The organism is Streptomyces huiliensis, assembly GCF_020037025.1.
GTDB classification, from domain to species: Bacteria; Actinomycetota; Actinomycetes; order Streptomycetales; family Streptomycetaceae; genus Streptomyces; species Streptomyces huiliensis.
In genome coordinates, this window is the sequence record NZ_JAIQLH010000017.1 from 12,840 (window position 1) to 37,612 (window position 24,773).

General features: G+C 73.0%; 26 protein-coding genes. 11 read left to right on the plus strand and 15 right to left on the minus strand.

Features of this window, described 5'->3' with window-relative positions:
• The first annotated feature begins 5 nt into the window (after positions 1-5).
• The gene (locus JNW98_RS36495; RefSeq protein WP_223766708.1) at positions 6-1,313 is read left to right on the plus strand and encodes a cytochrome P450; all 1,308 of its coding nucleotides are present in this window, start codon (positions 6-8) and stop codon (positions 1,311-1,313) included.
• 20 nt (positions 1,314-1,333) lie between these two features.
• Here JNW98_RS36495 and JNW98_RS04300 read toward each other — a convergent pair whose 3' ends face one another.
• On the minus strand, positions 1,334-1,966 hold the full coding sequence (locus JNW98_RS04300) for an NAD(P)-dependent oxidoreductase (protein WP_223766709.1): 633 nt from the start codon (positions 1,964-1,966) through the stop codon (positions 1,334-1,336).
• 113 nt (positions 1,967-2,079) lie between these two features.
• Here JNW98_RS04300 and JNW98_RS04305 point away from each other — a divergent pair, with 113 nt between their 5' ends.
• Positions 2,080-2,457, plus strand: a complete 378-nt coding sequence (locus tag JNW98_RS04305; protein ID WP_223766710.1) for a winged helix-turn-helix transcriptional regulator — start codon at positions 2,080-2,082, stop codon at positions 2,455-2,457.
• An 8-nt stretch (positions 2,458-2,465) separates the two neighbouring features.
• Here the strand turns inward: JNW98_RS04305 and JNW98_RS04310 are convergent, their stop codons facing one another.
• From JNW98_RS04310 to JNW98_RS04325, 4 genes are read right to left on the minus strand one after another with little or no spacing between them, the layout of a single operon-like run.
• Positions 2,466-3,467: a TIGR03842 family LLM class F420-dependent oxidoreductase gene (locus JNW98_RS04310; protein ID WP_223766711.1), complete on the minus strand. Its 1,002-nt coding sequence runs from the start codon at positions 3,465-3,467 to the stop codon at positions 2,466-2,468.
• A gap of 22 nt (positions 3,468-3,489) precedes the next feature.
• The gene (gene hydA / locus JNW98_RS04315; protein WP_372459158.1) at positions 3,490-4,890 is read right to left on the minus strand and encodes a dihydropyrimidinase; all 1,401 of its coding nucleotides are present in this window, start codon (positions 4,888-4,890) and stop codon (positions 3,490-3,492) included.
• Positions 4,887-6,221, minus strand: a complete 1,335-nt coding sequence (locus tag JNW98_RS04320) for an aspartate aminotransferase family protein (protein ID WP_372459159.1) — start codon at positions 6,219-6,221, stop codon at positions 4,887-4,889. Before JNW98_RS04320 ends, hydA begins: the two co-directional genes overlap by 4 nt.
• The gene (locus tag JNW98_RS04325) at positions 6,218-7,060 is read right to left on the minus strand and encodes a nitrilase-related carbon-nitrogen hydrolase (protein WP_223766713.1); all 843 of its coding nucleotides are present in this window, start codon (positions 7,058-7,060) and stop codon (positions 6,218-6,220) included. Before JNW98_RS04325 ends, JNW98_RS04320 begins: the two co-directional genes overlap by 4 nt.
• Positions 7,061-7,271: 211 nt before the next feature.
• Here JNW98_RS04325 and JNW98_RS04330 point away from each other — a divergent pair, with 211 nt between their 5' ends.
• Positions 7,272-7,823, plus strand: coding sequence for an isochorismatase family protein (locus JNW98_RS04330; protein ID WP_223766714.1), 552 nt, complete (start codon positions 7,272-7,274; stop codon positions 7,821-7,823).
• Positions 7,824-7,969: 146 nt separating this feature from the next.
• Here JNW98_RS04330 and ggt read toward each other — a convergent pair whose 3' ends face one another.
• Positions 7,970-9,817, minus strand: coding sequence for a gamma-glutamyltransferase (gene ggt, locus JNW98_RS04335; RefSeq protein ID WP_223766715.1), 1,848 nt, complete (start codon positions 9,815-9,817; stop codon positions 7,970-7,972).
• A gap of 138 nt (positions 9,818-9,955) precedes the next feature.
• Positions 9,956-10,846 (minus strand): SGNH/GDSL hydrolase family protein, encoded by an 891-nt coding sequence (locus tag JNW98_RS04340; RefSeq protein WP_223766716.1) that lies wholly within the window; start codon positions 10,844-10,846, stop codon positions 9,956-9,958.
• A gap of 248 nt (positions 10,847-11,094) precedes the next feature.
• Between JNW98_RS04340 and JNW98_RS04345 the strand changes: the two genes are divergently transcribed.
• Both JNW98_RS04345 and JNW98_RS04350 read left to right on the plus strand, forming a co-directional pair.
• Positions 11,095-11,553, plus strand: coding sequence for an RrF2 family transcriptional regulator (locus JNW98_RS04345; RefSeq protein ID WP_223766717.1), 459 nt, complete (start codon positions 11,095-11,097; stop codon positions 11,551-11,553).
• 141 nt (positions 11,554-11,694) lie between these two features.
• A complete protein-coding gene (locus JNW98_RS04350; RefSeq protein ID WP_223766718.1) occupies positions 11,695-12,885 on the plus strand; it encodes a globin domain-containing protein in 1,191 nt (396 codons plus the stop codon).
• A gap of 13 nt (positions 12,886-12,898) precedes the next feature.
• Here the strand turns inward: JNW98_RS04350 and JNW98_RS04355 are convergent, their stop codons facing one another.
• Genes JNW98_RS04355 through JNW98_RS04370 form a run of 4 tightly spaced genes read right to left on the minus strand, consistent with a single transcriptional unit; the run spans position 12,899 to position 16,104 of the window.
• On the minus strand, positions 12,899-13,771 hold the full coding sequence (locus JNW98_RS04355) for an amino acid ABC transporter permease (protein WP_223766719.1): 873 nt from the start codon (positions 13,769-13,771) through the stop codon (positions 12,899-12,901).
• A complete protein-coding gene (locus JNW98_RS04360) occupies positions 13,768-14,412 on the minus strand; it encodes an amino acid ABC transporter permease (RefSeq protein WP_223766720.1) in 645 nt (214 codons plus the stop codon). The genes JNW98_RS04355 and JNW98_RS04360 overlap by 4 nt, the downstream gene beginning before the upstream one ends.
• Complete coding sequence (locus JNW98_RS04365) at positions 14,409-15,344, minus strand: glutamate ABC transporter substrate-binding protein (RefSeq protein ID WP_223766721.1); 936 nt, start codon at positions 15,342-15,344, stop codon at positions 14,409-14,411. The genes JNW98_RS04360 and JNW98_RS04365 overlap by 4 nt, the downstream gene beginning before the upstream one ends.
• 16 nt (positions 15,345-15,360) lie before the next feature.
• Positions 15,361-16,104 carry an amino acid ABC transporter ATP-binding protein gene (locus tag JNW98_RS04370; RefSeq protein WP_223766722.1) on the minus strand — a complete coding sequence of 248 codons (744 nt, stop codon included), beginning with the start codon at positions 16,102-16,104 and terminating at the stop codon, positions 15,361-15,363.
• Between the two features lie 369 nt (positions 16,105-16,473).
• Here JNW98_RS04370 and JNW98_RS04375 point away from each other — a divergent pair, with 369 nt between their 5' ends.
• Positions 16,474-17,292, plus strand: coding sequence for a GntR family transcriptional regulator (locus JNW98_RS04375; RefSeq protein WP_223766723.1), 819 nt, complete (start codon positions 16,474-16,476; stop codon positions 17,290-17,292).
• A 117-nt stretch (positions 17,293-17,409) separates the two neighbouring features.
• On the opposite strand, the gene JNW98_RS04380 is transcribed toward JNW98_RS04375, so the two are convergent.
• Positions 17,410-17,850, minus strand: coding sequence for a DUF6278 family protein (locus tag JNW98_RS04380; protein ID WP_223766724.1), 441 nt, complete (start codon positions 17,848-17,850; stop codon positions 17,410-17,412).
• A gap of 149 nt (positions 17,851-17,999) precedes the next feature.
• Here JNW98_RS04380 and JNW98_RS04385 point away from each other — a divergent pair, with 149 nt between their 5' ends.
• Positions 18,000-19,901, plus strand: a complete 1,902-nt coding sequence (locus tag JNW98_RS04385; RefSeq protein ID WP_223766734.1) for an SGNH/GDSL hydrolase family protein — start codon at positions 18,000-18,002, stop codon at positions 19,899-19,901.
• Positions 19,902-20,175: 274 nt separating this feature from the next.
• Here JNW98_RS04385 and JNW98_RS04390 read toward each other — a convergent pair whose 3' ends face one another.
• The gene (locus JNW98_RS04390; RefSeq protein ID WP_223766725.1) at positions 20,176-20,805 is read right to left on the minus strand and encodes a TetR/AcrR family transcriptional regulator; all 630 of its coding nucleotides are present in this window, start codon (positions 20,803-20,805) and stop codon (positions 20,176-20,178) included.
• Between the two features lie 145 nt (positions 20,806-20,950).
• On the opposite strand from JNW98_RS04390, the gene JNW98_RS04395 reads away from it, so the two are divergent.
• Positions 20,951-22,258 carry a flavin monoamine oxidase family protein gene (locus tag JNW98_RS04395; protein ID WP_223766726.1) on the plus strand — a complete coding sequence of 436 codons (1,308 nt, stop codon included), beginning with the start codon at positions 20,951-20,953 and terminating at the stop codon, positions 22,256-22,258.
• A 321-nt stretch (positions 22,259-22,579) separates the two neighbouring features.
• Here the strand turns inward: JNW98_RS04395 and JNW98_RS04400 are convergent, their stop codons facing one another.
• On the minus strand, positions 22,580-22,717 hold the full coding sequence (locus tag JNW98_RS04400; protein WP_223766727.1) for a hypothetical protein: 138 nt from the start codon (positions 22,715-22,717) through the stop codon (positions 22,580-22,582).
• Positions 22,718-22,752: 35 nt separating this feature from the next.
• Here JNW98_RS04400 and JNW98_RS04405 point away from each other — a divergent pair, with 35 nt between their 5' ends.
• The 3 genes from JNW98_RS04405 to JNW98_RS04415 all read left to right on the plus strand — a co-directional run bounded on the left by JNW98_RS04405 (position 22,753) and on the right by JNW98_RS04415 (position 24,332).
• A complete protein-coding gene (locus tag JNW98_RS04405; protein WP_223766728.1) occupies positions 22,753-22,983 on the plus strand; it encodes a hypothetical protein in 231 nt (76 codons plus the stop codon).
• Positions 22,984-23,085: 102 nt separating this feature from the next.
• Positions 23,086-23,541: a MarR family winged helix-turn-helix transcriptional regulator gene (locus tag JNW98_RS04410; protein WP_223766729.1), complete on the plus strand. Its 456-nt coding sequence runs from the start codon at positions 23,086-23,088 to the stop codon at positions 23,539-23,541.
• A gap of 71 nt (positions 23,542-23,612) precedes the next feature.
• A complete protein-coding gene (locus JNW98_RS04415; RefSeq protein WP_223766730.1) occupies positions 23,613-24,332 on the plus strand; it encodes a gamma carbonic anhydrase family protein in 720 nt (239 codons plus the stop codon).
• A 42-nt stretch (positions 24,333-24,374) separates the two neighbouring features.
• Here JNW98_RS04415 and JNW98_RS04420 read toward each other — a convergent pair.
• The coding region (locus tag JNW98_RS04420) for an exodeoxyribonuclease III (RefSeq protein ID WP_223766731.1) at positions 24,375-24,773 on the minus strand (399 nt) is incomplete at its 5' end.

Below are 24,773 nucleotides of genomic sequence, written 5' to 3' on the forward strand. Positions count from 1 at the left end.
ACGCCGTGGAACCCGCTCTCGTCCTGCCGTCGGCGGGAGCCGACCTGATCCACCCCTACCCCCTCCTGGCCGCCGCGCGACGCCGGGGCCCGGTGGTCCGGGCGGCCCTGCCGGGGGCCGGCGCGCTCTGGCTGGTCACCGGGTACGAGGCTGTCCGGGAGGCCCTGGCCCACCCGCACCTCGGCAAGGACGGCCGGGCCGACGACGGCGTACAAGACGACGACGGCGTACAAGACGATGGCGCACAAGACGCCGGCCCACAGGACGACGGTCCGGAAGGCGAAGCCCCCGGCCGCGCCCGGCCCACCGTGCCGACCCCGGACCACGCCCGGCTCCGCGCCTCCGTCGGCCGGTTCCTCAGCCCCGCGCGCGTCGGGGCCCTCCGCGGCCGGCTGCACGCCGAGGCCCGCGCCCTCCTCACCGCGCTGCCCCCGGCGGACGAGGTGGACCTGGTGTCCGCCTACACCTTCCCGCTCCCCTTCGCCGGCATCTGCGCCGTGTTCGGCGTCCCGGCGGCGGACCGGGCCGGCCTGCTGCGGCTGACCGTCCTCATGTCACCCGGAACGACACCCGAATCGTCGCCCGACACGTCACTCGAAACGTCGCCCGGACCGCACGAACCCATCGCGGCAGACGACGCGTTCGCCCGGATGTGGGACTACTTCCGCGCCCTGGCCGCCGACCGCCGCCGGACGGTGCCCCACGGGGACGACCTCGTCACCGCGCTGGTGACGGAGGACGGCGACGGGCGGGGCTGGAGCGACGAGGAGTGCGCCTCCGTCTGCCTGATGCTGGTCGTCGCGGGCCACGAGCCGACGGCGAACCTGCTGGGCATCGGCGCCCTGCTGCTCGCCGGCGACCCGGCGGCGGCCGGGCCGCTGCGCGCGGACCCGTCGCGCGTCGGCGCCTTCGTCGACGAGCTGCTGCGCTACGACAGCCCGGTGTACCCGGGGGTGTTCCGCCGCTCGTCGCGGGACGTGCGGCTGGCGGGGGTGACCATCCCGGCGGGGGACCTCGTCCTGCTGGCCGTCGGCGCGGGAAACCGCGACCCGGAGGCGTTCCCGAACCCGACGGCGTTCGCTCCCGGCCGGACGGCACCCCGCCACCTGTCCTTCGGCCACGGCCGCCACTTCTGCCTGGGCGCGCCGCTGGCCAGGGTGGTGGCCGAGGCGGGCTTCACCGAACTTCTCTCGCTCTTCCCGGGCTTCACCCCGGCCGACACCTCCCGGATCACCTGGCGCCCCGAGTACCTGCGGGGCCTGACCGGCCTCCCGGTCGTCCTCGATCCGGGGCGGCGCGGCACCGGCGGGTGACGGCCCCTCGAACGGCGCCCTCACACCCCACCGAAACTCACCGCACCCCCGCCCCCGCCGTTCTCCACCCCGTCCAGCACCCCCACCGCGAAGTCCGCGTACGTGATCCGGTCGGCCGCGTCGGCGTGTTCGGCGCGGCGGTAGCGGCCCGTCGGGGTGCCGTCGTGGTCGAAGTCGCCGGCCGGGGTCGCGTAGGTCCACGCGAGGTCGGCGGTGTCGGAGGTGCGGAGGAGGTCGAGGCCGGCGGCGTGGGCGAGGTAGAAGGGGCGGTACGCGTTCGGGTAGCCCGGGGTGTCCATCAGGAGGGTGCCGGTGGGGCCGGGGAGGACGGAGGACAGGCCGACGACGGTCAGGTGGCGGACGTCCGCCTTCCGCAGGCCGGTGACGAGGGCCCGGGTCGACCGCGTGAAGAAGTCGTGCGGCGACGCCGACAGGTCGACCGCCGCCGAGACCGCCGCGTCGTGGCCCGCCGCCAGGCGTTCCACCGCCGCCGCGTCCGTGACGTCGCCCGCCGCCACCCGGACGTCCGGCGGCAGGTCCCGGTGGCGGGACGGGTCGCGGACCACGGCCGTGACGGTGTGGCCCCGGCGCCTCGCCTCCGCCGCCACGTGACCGCCCGCCCTGCCGCCCGCACCGAAGATCACGATGTTCATGGGGACGCCTCTCAGCCCTGGCCGGAACCCTTCGCCCCGGCCTGTGCCCGCGACCGTAGCCACCGCCCCGGTTACCTCTCGGATACCGGTCCGTCTGCCGCTATCGTGACGCCATGAGGGAACCCCTGCCTGCGGACATGTTCGACGAGTTGTGCCCTTCCTCGCTCAATCCGATCCGGTTCGGGGACAAATGGGCGCCTTTGGTCATTCGGTGTCTGGAGGGCGGCCCGCGGCGGTTCTCCGAATTGCGGGTTCCGCTCCGGCGCGTCACGCCCAAGGTGCTCACCGCCTCGCTGCGCGCGCTGGAGCGGGACGGGTTCGTCGAGCGGACGGTGCACCCCGGCCCCCTCCAGCGCGTCGAGTACGCGTTGACGCCGCTCGGGCGCAGCCTGCTCGGGCCCCTGGAGGCCGCCTGCGCCTGGGCCGGCGAGCACTGGGACGAGCTGCTCGACGCCCGCGAGGCGTACGAGGGGCGGCAGCAGGCCGGCTGACCGGGGGCTCACGCCGTCAGCGCCGGGATCACCCGCTCCCCGTACGCGTCGATCGTCGCCTCCTTCGCGTCGTGCATCGCGTACACCGCGAACTGGTCCACCCCCAGCGCCCGCAGCTCCTCCAGCCGCGCCACGTGCGCCTCCGCCGGGCCCAGCAGGCAGAAGCGGTCCACGATCCCGTCCGGGACGAAGTCCGCCGACGGGTTGCCCGCGCGGCCGTGGTGGCTGTAGTCGTAGCCCTGCCGCTGCTCGATGTACGTGGTGAGGGCCTCGGGCACCAGGCCCGAGTGGGCGCCGTAGCGGCCGACGAGGTCGGCGACGTGGTTGCCGACCATGCCGCCGAACCAGCGGCACTGCTCCCGCGCGTGGGCGAGGTCCTCCCCCACGTACGCGGGGGCGGCGACGCAGACCGTGACGGACGCCGGGTCGCGCCCGGCCTCCTCCGCCGCGCGGCGTACCGCCTTGACCATCCACTCGGTGAGGAACGGGTCGGCGAGCTGGAGGATGAAGCCGTCGGCCTCGCGGCCGGCCAGGGCGAGGGCCTTCGGGCCGTACGCGGCCATCCAGACCGGGAGCCGGCCGTCGCGCACCCAGGGCAGTCGCAGCGGTGTGCCGCCGACGTCGGCCTCGCGGCCCTCGGCCAGGTCGCGGATCACGCGCATCGATTCGCTCAGCGCGGCGAGGGTGTTGGGGCGGCGGCCCGCCACCCGCATCGCCGAGTCGCCCCGACCGATGCCGCAGACCGTGCGGTTGCCGTACATGTCGTTGAGCGTGGCGAAGGTGGAGGCCGTGACCTCCGGGGTGCGCGTGGAGGGATTGGTGACCATCGGGCCCACGACGAGCCGTTCGGTGTGTTCCAGGATGCGGCTGTGGATGACGAACGGCTCCTGCCACAGCACGGCGGAGTCGAACGTCCAGCCGTACCGGAAGCCGCGCCGTTCCGCACGGCGCATCAGCTCGACGACGGCGGTGGCGGGCGGGTCGGTCTGCAGGACGAGGCCGAAGTCCAAGGCTGGTGCTCCTTAAAGCGCGTTACGCGAGGTACTGGCAAGTCGAGCGCGGTACGTAGCGGCCGTGTCCCGTCCGGCCCGTGAACCGCCGTTCGTCGATGACGATCTCCCCGCGCGACAGGACGGTCTCGACGCGGCCGGTCACCTCCTTCCCCTCGTACGCCGAGTAGTCGACGTTCATGTGGTGGGTGGCGGCGGAGAGGACCTGGGTGGCTCGCGGGTCGTAGACGACGAGGTCGGCGTCGGCGCCGGGGGCGATGGTGCCCTTGTGCGGAGCGAGGCCGAACATGCGGGCCGGGGCGGCGCACGCGATCTCGATCCAGCGGCGGCGGGAGATGCGGCCCTCGACGACCGCCTGGTGGAGGAGGTCCATCCGGTTCTCCACGCCCGGCAGGCCGTTGGGGATCTTCGAGAAGTCGCCGCGGCCCAGCTCCTTCTGGCCGGAGAAGCAGAACGGGCAGTGGTCGGTGGAGACGACCTGGAGGTCGTCCGTGCGCAGCCCGCGCCAGAGGGCCGCCTGGTGCTCGCGGGGCCGGAGGGGCGTCGAGCAGACGTACTTCGCGCCCTCGAAGCCGGGCTCCGCCAGGTTGTCCGTCGAGAGGAAGAGGTACTGGGGGCACGTCTCGCCGAAGACCGGAAGCCCCTTGTCCCGGGCCGCGGCCAGCTCCGCGACGGCCTCCTCCGCCGAGACGTGGACGACGTACAGCGGGCTGCCGGCGACCCGGGCGAGCTGGATCGCGCGGTGGGTGGCCTCGGCCTCCAGCAGGGCCCTGCGGACCTCGCCGTGGTAGCGCGGGTCGGTCTTCCCCGCCTCCAGCGCCTGGCGCACCAGCACGTCGATCGCGATGCCGTTCTCCGCGTGCATCATGATCAGCCCGCCGTTGCCGGCGGCGCGCTGCATGGCCCGCAGGATCTGGCCGTCGTCGCTGTAGAGCACCCCCGGGTAGGCCATGAAGAGCTTGAACGACGTCATCCCCTCGTCCACGAGGAGATCCATCTCCTTCAGCGTGTCCTCGTTCACGTCCGAGAGGATCATGTGGAAGGCGTAGTCGATCGCGCACTTCCCCGCCGCCTTCGCGTGCCACGCGTCCAGCCCTTCGCGCAGCGCCCGGCCCCGCGTCTGCACCGCGAAGTCGACGACGGTCGTGGTGCCGCCCCAGGCGGCGGCCCGGGTGCCGGTCTCGAAGGTGTCGGACGAGGAGGTTCCGCCGAAGGGGAACTCGAAGTGGGTGTGGGCGTCCACGCCGCCCGGGACGACGTACTTGCCGGCCGCGTCGATCGTCCGGTCGGCCGTCCAGCCCCGGGCCACCGAACTGCCCGTCGCGCCCAGCGCGGCCACCTTCCCGTCCTCGACGAGGACGTCGGCGTACGTCTCCTCGGCGGCCGTGATGACGAGACCGCCCTTGACGAGGGTCCTGGTCACGAGCATGCTCCCGTCTGCCGCACGCGCCGCAGCGCCTCCTCCAGCGCCGCCGCGCCCTCCTCCGCCTCGGCGACGGTCAGGGTCAGCGGCGGGGCGATGCGCAGGACCGCGCCGCCCCGGCCGCCCTTGCCGATCAACAGGCCCTGCTCGCGGGCGCGTTCGAGGGCCTCGTTCGCCGCCTCGGACGAGGTGAGCTCGACGCCGATCATCAGCCCCCGGCCGCGCACCTCCCGGACGACCGGCAGGCCGGCGGTGATGGCCCGGAGCCGTTCGATCAGCAGGCCGCCGACGCGCCGGGCGTTGCCCTGGAGGTCGTGTTCGAGGAGGTAGGTGAGGTTGGCGAGGCCGGCCGCCATGGTGACCGGGCTGCCGCCGAAGGTGGAGATGGAGTTGGCCCCCAGGCAGTCCATCACCTCGGCGCGGGCGACGACGCCGCCGACGGACATGCCGTTGGCGATGCCCTTGGCGAAGGTGAGCACGTCGGGCGGGCCGTTCTCGGCGTGGGCCTGCCAGCCCCAGAAGTGGTCGCCGGTGCGGCCCCAGCCGGTCTGCACCTCGTCGCTGATCCAGAGGATGCCGTGCCGGTTCAGCACCTCGCGGAACGCCGCGTAGAGCCCGTCGGGCGGCGCGGTGAACCCGCCGACGCCCTGCACCGGTTCGGCGATCAGCGCGGCCACCGTCCCGTGCGCCTGGCCGAGCATGTCCTCCAGGTCGCGGACGCAGGCGGCGGTGAACGCGGCGTCGGAGAGGTGCGCGTACGGGCCCTGCGAGCGGACGGCGCCGTGGACGTAGAGCGTCTGGAGCGGCGAGAGGCTGGTGGGCGACCAGGCGGAGTTGCCGGTGATGCCCACGGTGGAGAAGGAGCGGCCGTGGTAGCTGTTGCGCATGGCCAGGATCTGGTTGGACCGCCGGTACGTCGTGGCCAGCAGCAGCGCGGCGTCGTTGGCCTCGGTGCCGGAGGTGGTGAAGAAGACGCGGGCGTCGGGGATGCCGCTCAGCGCCGCGACGCGTTCGGCGAGTTCGACCATGTGACGGTCGAGGTAGAGGGTGGACGTGTGCAGGATCCGGCCGGCCTGCTCGGCGACCGCCTTGGTGACCTCGGGCAGCGCGTGGGCGGTCATGGTGGTGAGGATGCCGCCGAAGAAGTCGAGGTAGCGGCGGCCGTCGGCGTCCCAGACGTACCGGCCCTCGCCGTGGGTGAGTTCGAGGGGTTCGGCGTAGTAGAGGGCCAGCCAGGAGGGGAGGACGGCCCGGTGACGGGCGTGCAGCCCCGGGGCGACGGCCGGGCCGGGGGACGAGCCGGCCGCGCGGCCGGGGAGCGCACCGCTCACGGCCGCACCAGCCCCTCGTACGCGTCGGGGCGCCTGTCCCGGTAGAACGCCCACTGCTGCCTGACCTCGTCGATCAGCGAGAAGTCCAGGTCCCGGACGACGAGTTCCTCCTTGGTGTCGCTGGCGACGTCCCCGACGAACTGCCCGCGCGGATCGACGAAGTACGACGTCCCGTAGAAGTCGTTGTCGCCGTACTCCTCCCGCCCGACGCGGTTGATGGCGGCGACGAAGTACTCGTTGGCGACGGCGGCGGCGGGCTGTTCGAGCTTCCAGAGATGCGCGGAGAGGCCGCGCGAGGTGGCCGACGGGTTGTAGACCAGCTGGGCGCCGGCCAGGCCGAGTTGCCGCCAGCCCTCCGGGAAGTGGCGGTCGTAGCAGATGTAGACGCCGATCCGGCCCACGGCGGTGTCGAAGACCGGCCAGCCCAGGTTGCCCGGCTTGAAGTAGTACTTCTCCCAGAAGCCCTTGACCTGCGGGATGTGGTGCTTGCGGTACTTGCCGAGGTACGTGCCGTCGGCGTCGATGACGGCGGCGGTGTTGTAGTAGAAGCCGGACTGCTCGACCTCGAAGACCGGCACGACGATCACCATGCCCGTCTCCCGGGCGAGTTCGCGCATCCGGCGGACGGTCGGCCCGTCGGGGACCGGCTCGGCCCAGCGGTAGTGCTCGCTCTCCTGGACCTGGCAGAAGTAGGGGGCGTTGAAGACTTCCTGGAAGCCGATCACCCGGGCGCCCTGCGCGGCGGCGGCGCGGGCGTGTTCCTCGTGTTTGGCGATCATCGATTCGGTGTCACCGGTCCAGCCGGCCTGGACCAGTGCGGCGCGCACAACAGTGGACATGAGCTGCTCCTCCGCCGGGGCGTGATGCCGGGCCGCGTGATCCGGCACGCGTGGTCCCGGCATGCGGGACGCCGGGCTACGCGCGAAGATCCGCGTGGATGCGACCGTATGGCCCGGCACCCGCGGAGGCAAGACCGGCGCGACCTTTCCATGGAGACAGCAATAGACAGAGAAGCTTGCCAGTTTGCCTGTACGTCTCTAGGCTGCCGTCATGTCTGCGACCACGCTCGACCCGAAGACCGCCCTCGTCCTCATCGACCTCCAGAAGGGCATCACGGCCCTTCCCACCGTCCACCCCGCGGACGAGATCGTCGCCCGCGGCGCCGAACTCGCCGCCGCCTTCCGCGCCCGGGGGCTCCCGGTCGTCCTGGTGCGCGTCGTCGGCGCGGCGCCCGGCCGTACGGAGACCCGGCACCGCAGCGGGGAGATGCCCGCGGACTTCGCCGAGCTGCGGCCCGAACTCGACCGCCGCGACAGTGACATCGTGGTCACCAAGCACACCTGGGGCGCCTTCCACGGCACGGACCTCGACCTCCAGCTGCGCCGCCGGGGCGTGACGCAGGTCGTCCTCGCCGGCATCGCCACCGGCATGGGCGTGGAGTCGACCGCCCGGGCCGCGCACGAGCACGGGTACCACGTGACGGTGGCGACGGACGCGGTCACGGACCTCGACCCCGAGGTGCACCGGATCAGCGTGGAGAAGGTCCTCCCCCGGCTGGCGGAGACCGACACCACGGAGGCGATCATCCGCCTGCTGGGCTGAGCGGCGGCCACGTGGGGCGCGGTACGGCCGGACCCCGCGGTACGGCATGACCCTGCGGCACGGCAGGACCCCGCGGTACGACAGGACCCCGCCTTACGTCCGCACCCCGCCGCATGGCAGGACCCGTACCGCACCCCACGCCGTGCTCACCGGCCCGGCCGGACCACCATCGCGGACCCGCCGCCGCGCCGGGCCTTCTCCGCGGCGGCCAGCCACCGCCCGTCCGGCAGCCGTTCGACGCCCGTCGCGGCGCCGATGAACGACGGGTTGAGCTTGAACACGTGCCCCTTCGCCTCCAGTTTGCGGCGGACGGAGCTGTCCCACAGCGCCTGTTCCACGTCCGTCGTCGCGGCGTTGCGCTGGCTGGCGCGCGGCGCGGCGATGGCGTCGACCAGCGGCATCCCGCGGTCCACGCGGTTGAGCAGCGTCTGGAGCACGGTGGTGATGATCGTCGCCCCGCCCGGCGAGCCCAGCGCGAACTTCAGCTTCCCGTGGTCGAGGACGACCGTCGGCGAGATCGACGACCGCGGCCGCTTGCCGGGACCCGGCAGGTTCGGGTCGTGGACGCCCGGGCTGACCGGCGTGAACGAGAAGTCCGTCAGCTCGTTGTTGAGCAGGAAGCCCCGGCCGGGCACGGTGATGCCGGTGCCGCCGGTCTGCTCGATGGTGAAGGTGTACGCGACGACGTTCCCCCACTTGTCGGCCACCGTCATGTGGGTGGTCTGCTGCCCCTCGTACGGCGTGGGAGCGGCCCGGCCGGTCGTGCCGCAGGGCTTGGGGTGCCGGGGGTCGCCGGGGGCGAGCGGGCTGGTCAGCGCCCGGCTGTCCTTGATCAGGCAGGCCCGGGAGGCCGCGAACCGCTTGGACGTCAGCGCCGCCGTGGGCACCTTCTCCTGGGCGGGGTCGCCGATCCACCGGTTCCGGTCGGCGAACGCGATCCGGCTCGCCTCCACGTAACGGTGCAGGTAGGCCGTGTCGTCGAGCTTCCGGAGGTTGCTCTTCTCCAGGATGTTCAGCGCCTCGGCGACGGCGATCCCGCCGGAGGCCGAGGGGGCCATCCCGTAGACGTCGAGCCCCCGGTAGGTGGTGTGCGTGGGGCCCGGGCGCTTGACCGCGTACGCGCGCAGGTCGCGCTCGGTGAGGTCGCCGGAGCGTACGACGCGGTGCGCGCCGGGCGCGACGGGCGGTTTGCGGACCGTACGGACCACGTCGCGGCCCAGCTCGCCGCCGTACATCGCGCCGACGCCGCGCTTGCCGACGAGTTCGTAGGTGCGGGCGAGGTCGGGGTTCTTCAGGGTGGCGCCGACGGCCGGGAGCTTCCCGCCCGGCAGGTACAGCTTGGCGGTGGCGGGGAAGTCGCGGAAGCGCTTCTCGTTGTCGGCGGTCTGCTGCCGGAAGGTCTCGTCGACGGTGAAGCCCTTGCGGGCCAGCCGCTCGGCGGGTTTCAGCACCTGGCCGAGCGATCTGCTGCCCCAGGACCGCAGCGCCGCGTCCCAGGTGGCGGGGGCGCCGGGGACGCCGACGCTCCGGCCGCTGGTCATGGCCTCGTCGAAGGGGATGGCGTGCCCCTTCTCGACGAACAGGTTCTTGTCCGCGCTGAGCGGCGCCCGCTCGCGGCCGTCGATGGTGAAGACCTTGCGGGCCTTCGCGTTGTAGTACACGAAGTAACCGCCGCCCCCGATGCCGCCGGAGTACGGCTCGGTGACGCCGAGGGCGGCGGCGGTGGCGACCGCCGCGTCGACGGCGTTGCCGCCGCCCTTGAGGACCTCGATGCCGGCGGCGGAGGCGTCGGTGTCGACGCTGGCGACGGCACCGCCGCGGCCGACGGCGAGCGGGGTCTTGGCGGGGGCGCGGCCGGCGCCTTGAGCGGTGTCCGCGCCTTGGGCGGGACCGGCGCCGGCCTGCGCGGCGGCCGGCACGATCCCGAGTCCGGCCACGAGTGCGGCCGTCGCGCAGAGCACGGTCGTTCGCCGGCGCGCTGGCGGTCTTGCCATGGGTACCTCCCTGTCGGCTGAGAGGCCCCGGACCCTACTCGCAGGACCCCTCCGCCGACAGGGCGCGACACGGCTCCCGTTCGGACTTTCGTGCGGACTTCCGTCAGATGCCCGAACAGGCTCCGTTCAGGCTTCGGCTCAGCGGCCCCGCGCCTGGGTGATCACCGGCTTGGCCATCGCCCGCTCGCCGTCGGCGTTCGGGTGGAAGGGCGCGGCCGGACGGGTCGGCTGGGCGCCCTCGATCCAGCGGTCCTTCTCCGGACGGCAGGTGTCGTGGCCGACGGTGGCGCGGTAGGTGTCGGCGTACCGGACGTGGGCCTTGCGCGCCTGCTGCTTCAGCATCGCGTTGAGCTTCTTCTCGGTGTCGCGCAGGTACGGGGTGTCCCCGGCCGCGATCGGCACGTTCGGGAAGCAGCCGACGCCGCTGTCCGGCATGATCGACGGGTAGCCGACGAGGACGACGCGGGCGTGCGGGGCGCGCTGGTGGATCGCCTTGAGGACGCGGGCGACCTTGGGCGCGGCGTCGGCGACGCGCTTGTTCAGCAGGTCGGAGCCGTCGGCCGCGGTGTACTTCTTGCGGCAGGGGGCGCCGGCCGGGTCGGAGACGGAGAGCTGGGCGCAGGTGCCGATGATCTCGCCGAAGCCGATGTCGTTGCCGCCGATGCCGACGGTGACCAGGCGGGTCCGCTTGCCGAGGGCGTTGAGCTGCGGGGCGTTGGCGCCCTGGGTGCGCCACATGTCGTCGGTCTTGGCGCCGCTGCAGCTGACGTCCTTGAAGGACTTCTGGTGCAGCGCCTTCGCGGTGAGCGAGGGGTAGTTGACGCTGGACCGGGCGCAGTCGCCGCCGCTCTGGGTCGGCACGCCGGGCGCGGAGGTGTACGAGTCGCCGAGGGCGACGTAGCGCTCTCCGCCGTGGGCCGGGACGGCGGCCGCGGCCGGCGCGGCGGCCCCCGCCGCCAGGGCCGTGGCCGCGCCGACCGCCGCCAGCACCTTGCCGTACCGCCCGCCGTGTGCGCCTGCGTCTGCCACTACTGCCTCCGGAGAATCGGTGATGGTTCCAGGCCGACCGCGTCCCGGGAGGAACCTCCGGGCGCCGTCGAACACGGCAGTCAGACTCGCCTCGGGATTGACCCTCTGTCAATCTCACGAGGCTCAGCGGGCATCACTGGTACCGCCCGTCACTCGGCCGCACGTACCGGACGAGGCCGCCCGGGCCGTCGTCTCCCACCGCCCACCCCTAATGCGACTCCCAGAATCCGATTAGCTAAAGTACTGGTGTGCGACTGACCAAGAGCACGGACATCGCCCTGCGCATCGCCATGCGCCTGGCCGTGACGTCCGGCGGCCCCGAGACCGCCGCGCCCACCACCCGAGAGGTGGCGGCGGCGGTGGGAGTGCCGTACACGCACGCGGCCAAGGTGGTCAGCCGCATGACGCACCTGGGGGTCGTGGAGACCCGCAGGGGCCGGGGCGGCGGGCTGGCGCTCACCGCCCTGGGGCTGACGGGCTCGGTGGGCCGGCTGGTGCGTGCCCTGGAGGGCACGGGCGACGTCGTCGGCTGCGAGGACGATCCGCCGTGCCCGCTGCGCGGGGCCTGCCGGCTGCGCGGGGCGCTGCGCGACGCGCAGGAGGCGTTCTACGCCGCGCTCGACCCGCTCACCGTCGAAGAACTGGTCCGGCAGCCCACCGGGCCGGTCCTGCTGAGCCTGACGACCAGACCCGATCCCCTCGACTGACCGCCCCCCTCGACTGACCGAAATCGGCGCCGACCGCCACACGGCGTCCGCCCTCCCTGAAATACGAGCACCCTGAAATACGAGTCTTGGATGCGCATTATCCGTCCGGGACCCGAACCGCAAGGACCGTAAGGAGCCGCCGTGCTGTCCCCGAAGTCGACCGAGATCGTCCGCGCCACCCTGCCCGCCGTGGGCGGGGCCATCGGCGAGATCACCCCGCTCTTCTACGACAAGCTGTTCGCCGAGCGTCCCGACCTGCTGCGGGACCTCTTCAACCGCGGCAACCAGGCCAACGGCTCGCAGCGCCAGGCCCTCGCGGGCGCCATCGCCGCGTTCGCCACGGCGCTGGTGGAGCACCCGGACGTGCGACCGGACGCGATGCTGGCCCGCATCGCGCACAAGCACGCCGCGCTCGGCGTGACGGCGGAGCAGTACGAGCTGGTCCGGCGGCACCTGTTCGCCGCGATAGCCGAGGTCCTGGGCGAGGCGGTGACCCCCGAGGTCGCCGCGGCCTGGAACGAGGTCTACTGGCTGATGGCCAACGCGCTGATCGCCCTGGAGGCCCGGCTGTACGAGGGCGCGGGCGTCCCGGCCGGCGAGGTCTTCGTGCCCTGCCGCATCGTGGCCCGCCACGCCGAGACGGCGGACGTCGCCACCTTCGAGGTCCGGCCGCTCGACGGCCGGAAGCTGCCCGCCGCCCGGCCGGGCCAGTACGTCTCCGTCCGGGTCGAGCTGCCCGACGGCGCCCGGCAGATCCGCCAGTACAGCCTCTCCGGCCGGCCGGACAACGCCCTCCGGTTCACCGTCAAGCGCGTCCCGGGCGACCCGGCGGGCGAGGTCTCGAACCACCTCCACGACCACCTGGACACCGGCGCGGAGCTCCAGGTCAGCCTGCCCTTCGGCGACGTGGTGCTGGAGGAGGGCGACCGTCCGGTCGTGCTCGTCTCCGCGGGCATCGGCTGCACCCCGATGACCGGCATGCTCGACCACCTGGCCGCGACCGGCTCGGCCCGCCGCGTGGTCGTCGTTCACGCCGACCGCGGCCCGGCGGACCACGCCTTCCGCGAGGAGCTGCGGCAGCTCGTCGCCAAGCTGCCGGACGCGGAGGCGCACGTCTGGTACGAGCGTCCGGAGGGCGAGTGGCCGGCCGAACGCACCGGCTACGCGGACCTGTCGGCGATCGACGTCCCGGACGACGCCGTCGTGTACCTGTGCGGTCCGCTCCCCTTCATGCGGGCGGCGCGCGCACAGCTGCTCACCCAGGGCGTCGCCCCGGCGGACGTCCACTACGAGGTGTTCGGCCCCGACCTGTGGCTGGGCGCGGACGCCTGATCCCCGTGGACCGCTAGGGCTGCGGGTGGTGCCCGGCCGGCCCGGGGAGCAGCGTCCCCGGCTCGGCCGGCGCCACCTCCACCGCCTCCGTCTTGACGCTGCGCCGCTGCCGCTTGGCGACCCAGGTGGCCAGCCAGGACAGCAGCATGCACATCCCGATGTACACCGGCGAGATGATCATGACGACGGGGATGAACGGCAGCCCGTAGTCCAGGTTCCCCGCGATCAGCTTGCCGGCGTGCAGGAACTCCTCGTAGGTGATGAGAAAGCCGAGGGAGGTGTCCTTCAGGGCGACGACGAGCTGGCTGATGATCGTCGGCAGCATCGCCCGGACCGCCTGCGGCACCAGGACGTACGTCATGACCTGCGTCTTGTGCATCCCGAGCGCGTACGCGGCCTCCCGCTGGCCGCGCTCGACGGAGTCGACGCCGGTCCGGAAGACCTCCGCGAGCACCGACCCGTTGTAGAGGGTGAGGCCGGTGACGAGGGCGGGCAGCGGCTGGACCTTGAGGGCGACGAAGACGAAGAAGATCATCACCAGCACGGGCATGGCCCGGAAGAACTCCACGATCACCGTGGCCGCCCAGCGCAGCGGCCGGTGGTCGGAGAGCCGCCCGGCCGCCAGCAGCCCGCCGAGGATGAGCGAGAGCACGGCGGCGTAGCCGAAGGCGCGGAGGGTGTTGCCGAGGCCGCGCAGCAGCATCTCCTGGATGCCGACGTACTCGAACGGCCTCCACTTCCGCGCGGCGAACTGCCCGGTGTCCACGAGGAGGTACACCACCCAGCCGACGAGGGCCGCGATGGCGACACTCGCGAGCAGGCCGTAGAGGCGGTGGCGCCGGCGGGCGTGCGGGCCGGGGATGTCGTACAGGGCGGTTCCGGTCACCGGGCCACTCCCCACCGCTTCTCCAGCACGTTGAAGACCGCGCTGATGGTCAGGGTCACGATCAGGTAGCCGACGGCGATCCAGACGAAGGTCCAGATGATGCCGTAGCCGAGCTCGTTGAGGGTCTTGTAGGTGCCCAGGAGCTCGGTGACGCTGAAGGAGCCGGCGATGGCCGAGTTCTTGGCGAGGGCGATGAGGGTGGAGCCGATCGGCGGGATGACCGAGCGGAACGCCTGCGGCAGGATCACCGTGCCGAGCGTCTGCCCGAAGGTCATGCCCAGGCTGCGCGCGGCCTCGCCCTGCCCGGTGGGCACGGTGTTGATGCCCGAGCGGACGGCCTCGCAGATGAACGCCGAGGTGTAGCAGCCGAGCGCGAGCACCGCGAAGAGCTGGAAGGGCAGCACCACCCCGAACCTCGGCAGGCCCAGCACCACCGCGAAGAACAGCAGCGTCAACGGCGTGTTCCGCAGGACCGTCACCCACGCGGTGCCGAAGGCGCGCAGCGAGGCGACGGGCGCGACGCGGAAGGAGGCCATCAGGAAGCCGAGGACGAGGGCCAGCAGCGAGCCGTAGACGGTGAGTTCGACGGTGCCGAGCAGGCCCTTGCCGTAGAGGGAGAGGTTGTCGGTCAGGACGTTCACGGCGCGGTCCTCCCGGTGCCGTAGCGGTCGACGGCGGGCGGCTTCGGCGCGGGGACGCCGGAGCGGCCGAGCGTCGCGTCGTACGCCTTCTTCCAGTCGCCGTTCCGCTCGTGCTCCTCGATGGCGTCGTCGAGGGCCAGCCGCAGCGCGGTGTCGCCGCGCGGGACGCCGATGCCGTACGGCTCCTTGGAGAACGGCTGCCCGGCGATCCTCAGCTCGTCCGGGGCCTTGGCGGCGAAGCCCATGAGGATGGTGTCGTCGGTGGTGACGGCGGCGACCTGGAGGCTGAGGAGGTTGTCGACGCAGATGGAGTACGTGTCGTAGGCGACGGCCTGGGCCTTGGGGAACTCGTTCTGGATCCGCCGGAGCGGGGTGGACCCGGCGACCGAGCAGACCCGCTTGCCGTCGAGGTCCTGCGGGCCCTCGATGTCCTTCTCGTCCTTGCGCACCAGCAGCCCCTGCCCGGCGACGTAGTAGGGACCGGCGAAGCCGACCTGGCGTTTGCGCAGGTCGTTGATGGTGTAGGTGCCGACGTAGTAGTCGATCTGGCCGTTCTGCAGGGCCGTCTCGCGGTTGGCGGAGGCGATGGTGCGGAACGCGAGGGTCTTGGGGTCGAAGCCGAGGGAGGCGGACATCATCCGGGCGATCTCGATGTCGAAGCCGGAGTAGACGCCGGTGGCGGGGTCCTTCTCGCCCAGGTAGGGCTGGTCCTCCTTGACGCCGACGGTGAGGTGGCCGCGCCCCTTGGCCGCGCGCCAGCCGGCCGAGGCGGGCAGCGCGAAGCCGGTGGCGACGCGGTACGCGGGGAGGTCGCCGGGCGCGGGGCCCGTGACGGGCGGGCTGCCCTCCTTGCCGCAGGCGGCGGCGGACAGGGCGAGGGCGGCGAGACCGGCGAGGGCGCTCAGGACCCGGCCGGCGGTGCGGTGTGCCATGTGCTGCGTCACCCGCTCAGTGCTTGAGGATCTTGGAGAGGAAGTCCTTGGCCCGGTCGCTCTCGGGGGCCGTGAAGAACTCCTCGGGGACGCGGTCCTCGACGACGCGGCCGTCGGCCATGAAGACCACGCGGTTGGCGGCGGAGCGGGCGAAGCCCATCTCGTGGGTGACGACGACCATCGTCATGCCCTCGCGGGCGAGCTGCTGCATCACCTCCAGGACCTCGTTGATCATCTCCGGGTCGAGGGCGGAGGTGGGCTCGTCGAAGAGGAGCGCCTTGGGGTCCATGGCGAGCGCGCGGGCGATGGCCACGCGCTGCTGCTGGCCGCCGGAGAGCTGGGCCGGGTACTTCTCCGCGTGGGCGAGGAGCCCCACCCGTTCCAGGAGCTCGCGCGAGCGCCGGTCGGCGTCCTCCCGGCCCCGGCCGCGGACCTTCACCTGGGCCAGCGAGACGTTGGCCAGCACGGTCTTGTGCGCGAAGAGGTTGAAGGACTGGAAGACCATGCCCACCTCGGCCCGGAGCCGGGCGAGGGACCTGCCCTCGGCGGGGAGCGGCTGCCCGGCCAGGGTGATCGTCCCGGAGTCGATGGGCTCCAGCCGGTTGATCGTCCGGCACAGCGTGGACTTCCCGGAGCCCGACGGGCCGATGATCACCACCACCTCGCCCCGGCCGACCGTGAGGTCGATGTCCTGGAGGACGTGCAGCTTCCCGTAGTACTTGTTGACGCCACGCAGTTCGATCAGCGGATCGACGGCCATGCTCTGCCCAACTCACTCTCGCCCTGTCCGGAGGCTCGTCCTGCCCGGCGGCCCACCGTGTCCGGGGGGCCACCGTGTCCGGGGGCCGCCTCGTCCGGAAGCCGCCCTGTCCCGAGGCTCGCTCTCTCCGGCGGCTCGCCCTTTCCGGAGGCCCGCACCGGCCGGTCGGAGCAACCTATCCAGGGGCGTTCCGGGACGTCACTGGCGACACGCGTGCAGAGCGGCACCAGCCCGACATTTCCTCTCCCCGTCCGCCGCTCTCCCCCGCCGCCCACCGGGGGTCACCTGCGCTTTCCTAGGTACACAGACCCAGCCTGGGTACCTAGCCTGTGGGTCCGGATGGGGGAACCTGGGGGAAGGGAGCCCGGAGTGGCCGACAGCAGGCCCGTATATCTGCGCATCGCGGACGACCTGCGGCGGCGCATCGACGACGGCTCACTGACCGTCGGCGCCCGGATCCCCTCCCGCTCCGAGCTCAAACGCGTCTACGCGGCCAGCGACCAGACCGTCGACCGCGCGGTCCGGGTGCTCAAGGCCGCGGGGTACGCGGAGGGGCAGTTCGGGCGCGGGGTGTTCGTCGCCGACCGGGCGCCGCTGGGGACCCTGCTGCGGACCACCGGCGCCGTCGACACCCCGTTCGCGGCGGAGATCCACACCGGCCGCGGCCCGGGCCCGCGGTGCGGGCGCCCGCCCGGGGAGACCGCGCTGACCTGGGAGGCGTCCTCCGGCGAGGCGCCCGCGCTGACCTGGGAGGCGTCCTCGGGCGAGGCGCCCGCGCCGGCGCGGATCGCGGAGCGCCTGGGCATCGCCGCCGGCGAGCCGGTGCTGTGCACGGAGTACGAGTACCTGGCCGACCGGCGGCCGGTGCAGCTCGCCACCAGCTGGGAGCCGGTGGCCGTCACCGCCGGCACCGACGTCGTCCACCCCGAGCGCGGGCCGTACGCCCGGCGGGGGGTGCGCGGCCGGCTGGCGGCGATCGGCGTCCGCGTCGTCCGCGCCCACGAGCTCGTCGGCTCCCGGCCGGCCACCACGCCGGAGGCGGAGGCGCTGGGCTGCACGGCGGGGCAGTGCGTGACGGTCGTCGAGCGCACCCACTTCGACGGGGACGGCCGGGCGGTGGAGACCTCGGACATCGTGGTGCGGGCGGACCGGTGGCGGCTGGAGTACGTGATCCCGTTCACCAGTTGAGGGGGTGGGGCGGGCCAGCTCGGGGCGTAGGCCGGGCCGGTGGGGGCGCGGGGCGGCCCGGTGGGAGGCAAGCCGGTCCGTCCAGGGCGTGGGCCGGTGACGTGGCAGCGCCGGCCGTCAGTTCTCGGACAGCTCGGCGCACACCTGCGAGAGCTCCGGGGCGCCGTCCTCCGCCCAGGCGTGCCCGGTCTCGACCACGTCCACCTCCCGGCCGCCGGCGAGCCGGACGACCGGCTGGCCGTCGGAGCGGATGTGCCAGGCGGCGCCGCCGACCGTGCGGACCAGCACCGTCCCCAGGTACAGCCCGGCGTCGTTGCCCAGCCAGGACTGGAGCTCCTCGTCGCCGCGCCAGCGGGGCTGCAACTGGTCGAGCGCCTCCAGGGAGGACGGCCCGTCGTCGAGCGCCACGCCCGCCGACTCCGCCTGCGCGCGCAGCAGTTCGCACTCCGACAGCAGCGCGGCCAGGCCCTCGGGGTCCCAGTCGGCCGTGCCGTGCGCGGCGCCCCCGGGTGCCGCGTCGTGCCGCCTGCGCCAGCCGTCCAAAAAGGGAATGTTCATACCGGCAAGGATCGCACTCGTGCAGATGGCCCCACCACCCGCGCGCGACGGGACGACGTGGCCTGGCGGCCTCCTTGACGTGGTTCGGTGGTCTCCCTAACTTCATCCCGCCACATTCGGCGTGGGGAATCACGGGAGGCATGAGAAGCATGCTCCGGACAGCGCACGGCACGGCGTTCACGAGACGGCGGCACAGACGGCGGGGGGCGGCGGGAGCCGTGGTGGTGGGGGCGGTCTGCGCCGTCGCCTTCGCGAACGCCCCGGCCCTCGCCCGCCCCGGCGTACCGGCCGGACAGGCCGGACAGGCCGTATCGGCAGTACCGGCCGCGTCGGCCGAACCGGCGAAGGAGCCGCTCCCCCTGGAGCGGCTCTTCGACAACAAGGCGGTGAGCGACGACGCACGGCCCCGCGAGGCGGACTTCGACGGGGCGGGCGGCTCCTTCTCCGCCCAGGACCTCGCCGCGGCGGGCTGGACCCCCGGCAAGGAACTGCCGGTCGACGGCTCCCTGCTGCGCTGGCCCCGCTCGGCGCCCGGGAAGCCGGACAACGTCCGCGCGGCCGGGCAGACGGTCCGGCTGCGGGGCAGGGGCGACGCGCTCACCTTCCTCGTCGCCGGGAGCGCGGCGGCCGGGCCCGGCGGCGACGTCAGCGGCACCGGCACGGTCCGCTACCGCGACGGGTCCCGCACCACGTACCGGCTGACCGCCCCGGACTGGCGGCGCGGCCCGCTGACCACCAAGGCCGTCGGCCTCCCCCACCTCAACACCCCCGGCGGGCGCCGCACGGAGACCACCCGGCTGCACGCGGTGACCGTGCCGGTCGAGCGGGGGCGCGAGGTGGAGTCGGTCGTGCTGCCGCAGGCGCCCCGCGCGTCCGTCGGACTGCACGTCTTCTCCATGGCGCTGCGCGCTCCCTCGAACGAGTGGACCGGCAGCTGGGCGGCTCCCACGTCCGGGTACGCGGCCGTCGGGCCGTGGAAGGACCGGACGCTGCGGCTGGTGGTGCACACGAGCGCGGGCGGTCCGCGGACCCGGATCCGGCTGGAGAACACGTTCGCCGCCGAGCCGGTGCGGATCGGCCATGTGACGGTCGCCGTGCGGGGCAAGGGCGCCGAGGCCAAGGCGGCCCCGCGGACGCTCACGTTCGGGGGAAAGCAGGCGGCCGTCCTGCCGGCCGGGACGCAGCGGTTCAGCGATCCGCTGGGCTTCACGGTGCCGCCGGACACCAGCCTGCTGGTGAGCGTCCACCTGCCGGGCACGGTACGGGCGTTGCCGGTGCACAACTACACCAACCAGCGCTCGTACCTGACCGCCGACGGCGGTGGCGACCGCACGGCCGACCGCGGCGCGGGCGCGTACACCGGGACGCTCGCCACCTGGCCGCTGCTGACCGGCGTCGACGTCGGGGGCGGCCCGGGCTCGGTGGTCGCGCTCGGTGACTCGATCACCGACGGCGAGCGGTCCACCCCCGAGACCGACGGGCGCTGGCCCGACCTGCTGGCCCGGCGGCTGCGCGGGCAGCAGGCGGTGCCGGCGTACGGCGTGCTCAACAGCGGGATCTCCGGCAACCGCGTGGTCGACGACCGCTACCAGGGCAGCGGCCCGAGCACCACGCTCAGCGGCGTCAGCGCCGGCCACCGGCTGGAACGCGACGTGCTGGCGCAGACCCAGGCCCGGACGGTGATCGTCTTCGAGGGCGTCAACGACATCCGGTCCGGCACCACCGCCACCCAGGTGATCGCCGCCCTGCGGTCGATCGCGGACCGCGCCCACGAACGCGGCCTCCGCGTCATCGCGGCGACCATCGCCCCCTGCGGCGGCTTCCACGACTGCACGGCGACGGCCGAGGCCCAGCGGACCGCCATCAACCGGCACATCCGCGCGAACGGCGGCCTGTACGACGCGGTCTTCGACTTCGACGCGGCGATCCGGGACCCCCAACATCCGGACCGCATGCTGCCGCACTTCGACGGCGGGGACCACCTGCACCCGAACGACGCGGGGATGAGGGCGTTCGCGGAGGCGGTGGACCTGCGGAGGTTGGCGGGCTGAGGCACCAGCCCTTGGAATCCGTACTTCCTGGAGGGGCGGTGGCCACCCGGGGGGCGGTGGCCACCCTGGGGGGCAGTGGCAACCCTGGGGGACAGTGGCAACCCTGGAGGGCAGTGGCAACCCTGGAGGGGCGGTGGCCACCCTGGGGGGCAGTGGCAACCCTGGAGGGGCGGTGGCCACCCTGGACGGGCGGTGGCAACCGCCTGAAGCCCGCTCAGGGAGACCGACTTGCCGAACAGTCGGCCCCGTTCCACCAGCGCTCAGGTGCTGTCGCTCAGACGCCCGGGGGAGCGTATGTCGCGAGGTAGGCGGTGATGGCACGTCGCGCTTCGCCGATCGTGGTCTCGTCCCCGGCCGGGGTGCCGCGGAACGCGATGTCGAGGAGCCGGTTGCCCACCTCGAAGGCGAGTCGCAGGACGTGACGGGGGGTGTCGACGGAGATCAGGCCACGCTCGACGAGAAAGTGGTGGAGCCGCTCGGCCTGCGCCCCGTCGAAGGCCGGGACCGGGTCGCCGGCGGTCGTGCTCCGCCGTGCGAACCACAACTCGGTGCAGCTCGGATGCGCGCGGAAGTAGTCGCGTACGGCGTCAAGGACGGCGTCGACGGCATCGCGCAGCGTGCGCGGTCCGGGGGCCTCCAGCGCGGCGCCGATGCGCGCGTCAAGCTCGCGCACATGGCGCTCCAGCAGTTCGGCCTCGACCCCGTACCGGTCGGAGAAGTAGTGGTAGATCGAGGCGACCGGGATGCCCGCCCGCTCACTGATCGCCTTGAGCGTCGTGGCCTCGTAGCCCTGCTCGCCGAGCAGCGCCTCGGCGGCGTCGAGAATGGCGCGCCTGCGCGCCACCCCGCGGCGCTGCACCGCCGGGCGAGACGGTGCCTGGCTGGTCGGCTTTCCCTCGAACACGATGCCAGAGCGTATCAATCGCGCCCCGCCCCCCTTGCCGACGATCGGTTACGGCCGTTGCCCGCACACCATACTCAAACTCGATTCGAGTTTGAGTATGGTGTGCGGGAACGAGTGAACCGACTCAAGGGACCGGGAGAGACTCATGGCCGACTGCTCGTACGACGTCGCGGTGATCGGTGCCGGACTGGCCGGAGTGACCGCGGCACGAGACCTCAGCGCCGAAGGCCACTCGGTGGTCCTGCTCGAAGCCCGCGACAGGATCGGCGGACGGACCTACACAGGCGAAGCCTTCGGCCGCCGGATCGAGTTCGGCGGTACGTACGTCCACTGGACCCAGCCGCACGTATGGCACGAACTCCGGCGCCACGGCATCCCGTTGGCACCCCCGCTCACCATCGAGACGATGTACTGGCTGGCCGACGGAACGGTGCACTCCGGCAGCCCGACCGCGTACACGGACACCGTCGCGCCCCTCGCGGCCCGGTTCTTCGCCGACGCCCGGACACACTTTCCGATGCCCTTCGACGTCACCGCGGTCGACAACCGCTCGATCGAGAAGGAGACCCTGGAAAGCCGCCTCGACTCGCTGGACCTGTCCGCGTACGACAGGGACGTCCTGGAAGGCACGCTGGCCACCCTGGTCCACTCCTACAGCGAACAGGGCCTCGCACAGGCACTGCACTGGGCGGCCACGACCTCCGGAGACTGGGGCGCCTTCCTGGAGACCGCGGGCTTCTGGCCGATCGAGGGCGGGACCAAGCGTCTCATCGAAGCCATCCAGAACGAATCAAGGGCCGATCTGCGGCTGTCGACACCCGTGAGCGCCGTCGAGGACAAGGGATCCTCGGTCGTCGTCACCACGCGCACCGGCGAGCGGATCCGGGCAAGCTCGGCCGTCGTCGCGCTGCCGCTCAACACCCTGGGCGACCTCACCATCGCCCCCGAGATCCCCCGTCCGGCGCGCACGATGATCGACCGGAAGCATCCGGTGCGCACCGCCAAGATCTGGGCCAGGGTCAGGGGCGAGATCGAGCCCTTCTGCGCCGTCGCACCTGTCGGCAAGAACCCCGTCAACACCGCGAAGGTGGAGTACCGGCACGACGGCGACACCCTCGTCGTGTGCTTCGCCTCCGGCCCCTCGGCCGTCGGCGCCGGGGACCGCGCGGGAGTCGAGGCCGCGCTGCGCACCTTCGTCCCCGGCATCGACGTGCTGGAGACGGCCGGCCACGACTGGGCCGGTGACCCGTACTCCCAGGGAGCCTGGGTCCACCACCGGCCCGGGAACCTGACCCAGGCCGCCCCGCTGCTGCGCGAACCCCACGGGCGCATTCACTTCGCCGGAGGCGATATCGCGGCGGTGGGCGTCGGAGGGATCGACGGCGCCTTGGAGACAGGCGCCGGCGCCGCCCGAGACGTCGCCGCGGCGCTGGCGGCCGACGCTCTCGTCTAGGCACCCTCCTTGTCTGGGCACCCTCGCCTGGACGCTTCGCCTGCCGCGGGGCAGCGAGGCAGCGAGGCAGCGAGGGGCCTTTTCGGCCGCAAGGAGCGCCGGTAACGCCGGGTACGTCAGTGCAGGTTCTGGCAGGCTCGCTGCGACAGGACAGCTGATCGACGCCGGCGGCATCCGACCGGAACCGAGATCAATCTCACCGGGATTCCCTGTACCTCAACTGCTCACGCCCGTTGCCGTGGGGTGGATCGGGGCGGCCGGACCTAGTGGGGGCTCGGCCCGGTGTGACGTGGGTCGGGCGGACGCGACGCGGGCCGGGGTTCAGTGGCCGGCGGGGGTCGCCGTCGCGAGGCTCTCGACGTTGCGGGTCATGCGCTCCAGGACGCCGACGGCCGACGACGAACCGCTCACCGTCCGGCGGATCGCCGACCTGACGGGTCTGACGACGGGTTCGGCCACCCGGCTCAATGGACCGGCTCGAACGGGAGGGCTACATGGCCCGTACCCCGGACCCGCGGGACCGCCGCCGGGTGCTGGTCGCTCCGGTGCCGGAACGGGTCGCCCGCGTCACCGCGGTGTGGGACGACCTCGGTGGGGCCTGGCGGGCGCTGCTCGACGAGCACACGGAGGAGGAGCTGGCAGTGATCACCCGCCACATGCGGAAGGCGCACGACCTCAGCCACGCGCAGATGCGGTACCTGCGGTCGCGGCCGAAGCCGGAGTGAGGCGAAGGGTGAGGGGTGAGGGGCGAGGGGTGAGAAGCGAGAGGTGAGAGGCCGGGTCCGGAGCTTGCCCTCAACCGCACTTGAGGTCCTAGCTTCGTGATCATGACGAACCCGAGCACCTCGCGGAACGGCACATCCACCACCGCACCCGCCCAGCCGCCCCTCGCCCTCGCCGCCTGGCGCGCCGTCGAGGCGATCCTGCGGCACACGCAGACCGCCCTGGCGCACATCGACCTGACCCAGCCCCAGTGGTGGGCGCTCAACAACGTCGCCCGGGCCGAGCACGGCCTGACCAGGGAGGAGATCCGGGCCGTGAACGTGCCCTACGGCATGGGCACCGAGGTGATAGCCCACGCCTCCGACGCGCTCGTGCACCGAGGCTGGCTCGCCGCGGGCACGGACGGCCGGCTGACCCTCACCGACCAGGGCCGCGCGGGCCTCGCGACGGCGAAGGAGCACATGGCCCGGGGGCGCGTGGAACTCGTCGGCGACATCACGGAGGAGGAGTACGCGACAGCGGTCTCCGTACTCCGGCGCGTCACCGACAACCTCGCCTGAACCGGCGGCCACGCGAACGCGTCGTCGGAAATCCGCCAGCGCGTTCGCGGCGGTCGGGCGAACATCCGTTCATGACCGCCGACACCCAGGGAATCCGCATCCGGCATCGCGGGCGTGAACCGCGGGTCCACCCCACCGCCTACGTCGCCCCGACGGCCACGCTGGTCGGTGACGTCCGCGTGGGGCCGAGGGCGCGGGTGATGTACGGCGCGGTGCTCGACGCCGAGGGGTCCCGGATCGAGCTCGGGGAGGCGGCGGTGGTCTGCGAGAACGCGGTGCTGCGCGGGTCCGCGGTCGCCGGCGACCAGCCGGTGCTCGTCGACGATCACGTCTTCGTGGGACCGCACGCCACGCTGCTGGGCTGTGAGATCGGCAGGTGTACCTATGTGGCGACCGCGGCGACGGTCCTGCAGAGCGCGCGATTGGGGGCCGGCTCGGTCGTCGCCGTCGGCGCCCTCGTCCACGCGCGCACCGTTGTGCCGGACGAGTACTTCGTGCCGCCGCACACCGTGGCACTCGACGCGCCGGTGCGGCTGCTGGCCCCCGGCGACCCGGGCTTGGCCGAGGCCGTCCGCCGGGTGGGATTCGCGCAGGCGGCGTTCGGTGTCGACGCGGAGTGGACCGACCGGATCAGCCGCTACGAGCGCGTCGCGGAGGTGCGCGCCGCCGAGTTCGGCGCGCACGCGGACGACGAGATTCCGGACCACGGCCAGCGTCGCGCCGCGTCGGCGACCCGTGCGCCGTACCGAGACCGGCCGTACCGAGACCGGCCGTACCGAGACCGAACGTAGCGAGACCGGCCGTACCGAGACCGAACGTCGCCTGATGCGGCCCTAGACGTCCAGGTCGACGACGACCGGCGCGTGGTCCGACGCGCCCTTGCCCTTGCGCTCCTCGCGGTCGACGTACGCGTCCTTGACCGCGCCGGAGAACGCCTCGTTGCCGTAGACGAGGTCGATGCGCATGCCCCGGTTCTTCGGGAAGCACAGCTGCCGGTAGTCCCAGTAGGTGTAGGGGTGGTCGTACTTCAGCGGCCGGGGCACGACGTCGGACAGGCCGGTGTCGCGCAGGGCGGCGAGGGCGGCGCGCTCGGCCGGGGTGACGTGGGTGGCGCCCTCGAAGACGGCCGGGTCGTAGACGTCGTCGTCGGTCGGCGCCACGTTGTAGTCCCCGAGGACGGCGAACGGGCGGTCGCCCGACGCGTCGGCGGCCACGGCGTCGCGCAGCGCCTC

Coding starts and splice junctions, on each gene's coding strand:
- JNW98_RS04325 (WP_223766713.1), bottom strand. CDS start 7,060: ATGTCCACTGTTGTGCGCGCCGCACTGGTCCAGGCCGGCTGGACCGGT.
- JNW98_RS04300 (WP_223766709.1), bottom strand. CDS start 1,966: ATGAACATCGTGATCTTCGGTGCGGGCGGCAGGGCGGGCGGTCACGTG.
- JNW98_RS04395 (WP_223766726.1), top strand. CDS start 20,951: ATGGCCGACTGCTCGTACGACGTCGCGGTGATCGGTGCCGGACTGGCC.
- ggt (WP_223766715.1), bottom strand. CDS start 9,817: ATGGCAAGACCGCCAGCGCGCCGGCGAACGACCGTGCTCTGCGCGACG.
- JNW98_RS04385 (WP_223766734.1), top strand. CDS start 18,000: ATGCTCCGGACAGCGCACGGCACGGCGTTCACGAGACGGCGGCACAGA.
- JNW98_RS04370 (WP_223766722.1), bottom strand. CDS start 16,104: ATGGCCGTCGATCCGCTGATCGAACTGCGTGGCGTCAACAAGTACTAC.
- JNW98_RS04410 (WP_223766729.1), top strand. CDS start 23,086: ATGACGAACCCGAGCACCTCGCGGAACGGCACATCCACCACCGCACCC.
- JNW98_RS04415 (WP_223766730.1), top strand. CDS start 23,613: ATGACCGCCGACACCCAGGGAATCCGCATCCGGCATCGCGGGCGTGAA.
- JNW98_RS04305 (WP_223766710.1), top strand. CDS start 2,080: ATGAGGGAACCCCTGCCTGCGGACATGTTCGACGAGTTGTGCCCTTCC.
- JNW98_RS04405 (WP_223766728.1), top strand. CDS start 22,753: ATGGCCCGTACCCCGGACCCGCGGGACCGCCGCCGGGTGCTGGTCGCT.
- JNW98_RS04365 (WP_223766721.1), bottom strand. CDS start 15,344: ATGGCACACCGCACCGCCGGCCGGGTCCTGAGCGCCCTCGCCGGTCTC.
- JNW98_RS04380 (WP_223766724.1), bottom strand. CDS start 17,850: ATGAACATTCCCTTTTTGGACGGCTGGCGCAGGCGGCACGACGCGGCA.
- JNW98_RS04330 (WP_223766714.1), top strand. CDS start 7,272: ATGTCTGCGACCACGCTCGACCCGAAGACCGCCCTCGTCCTCATCGAC.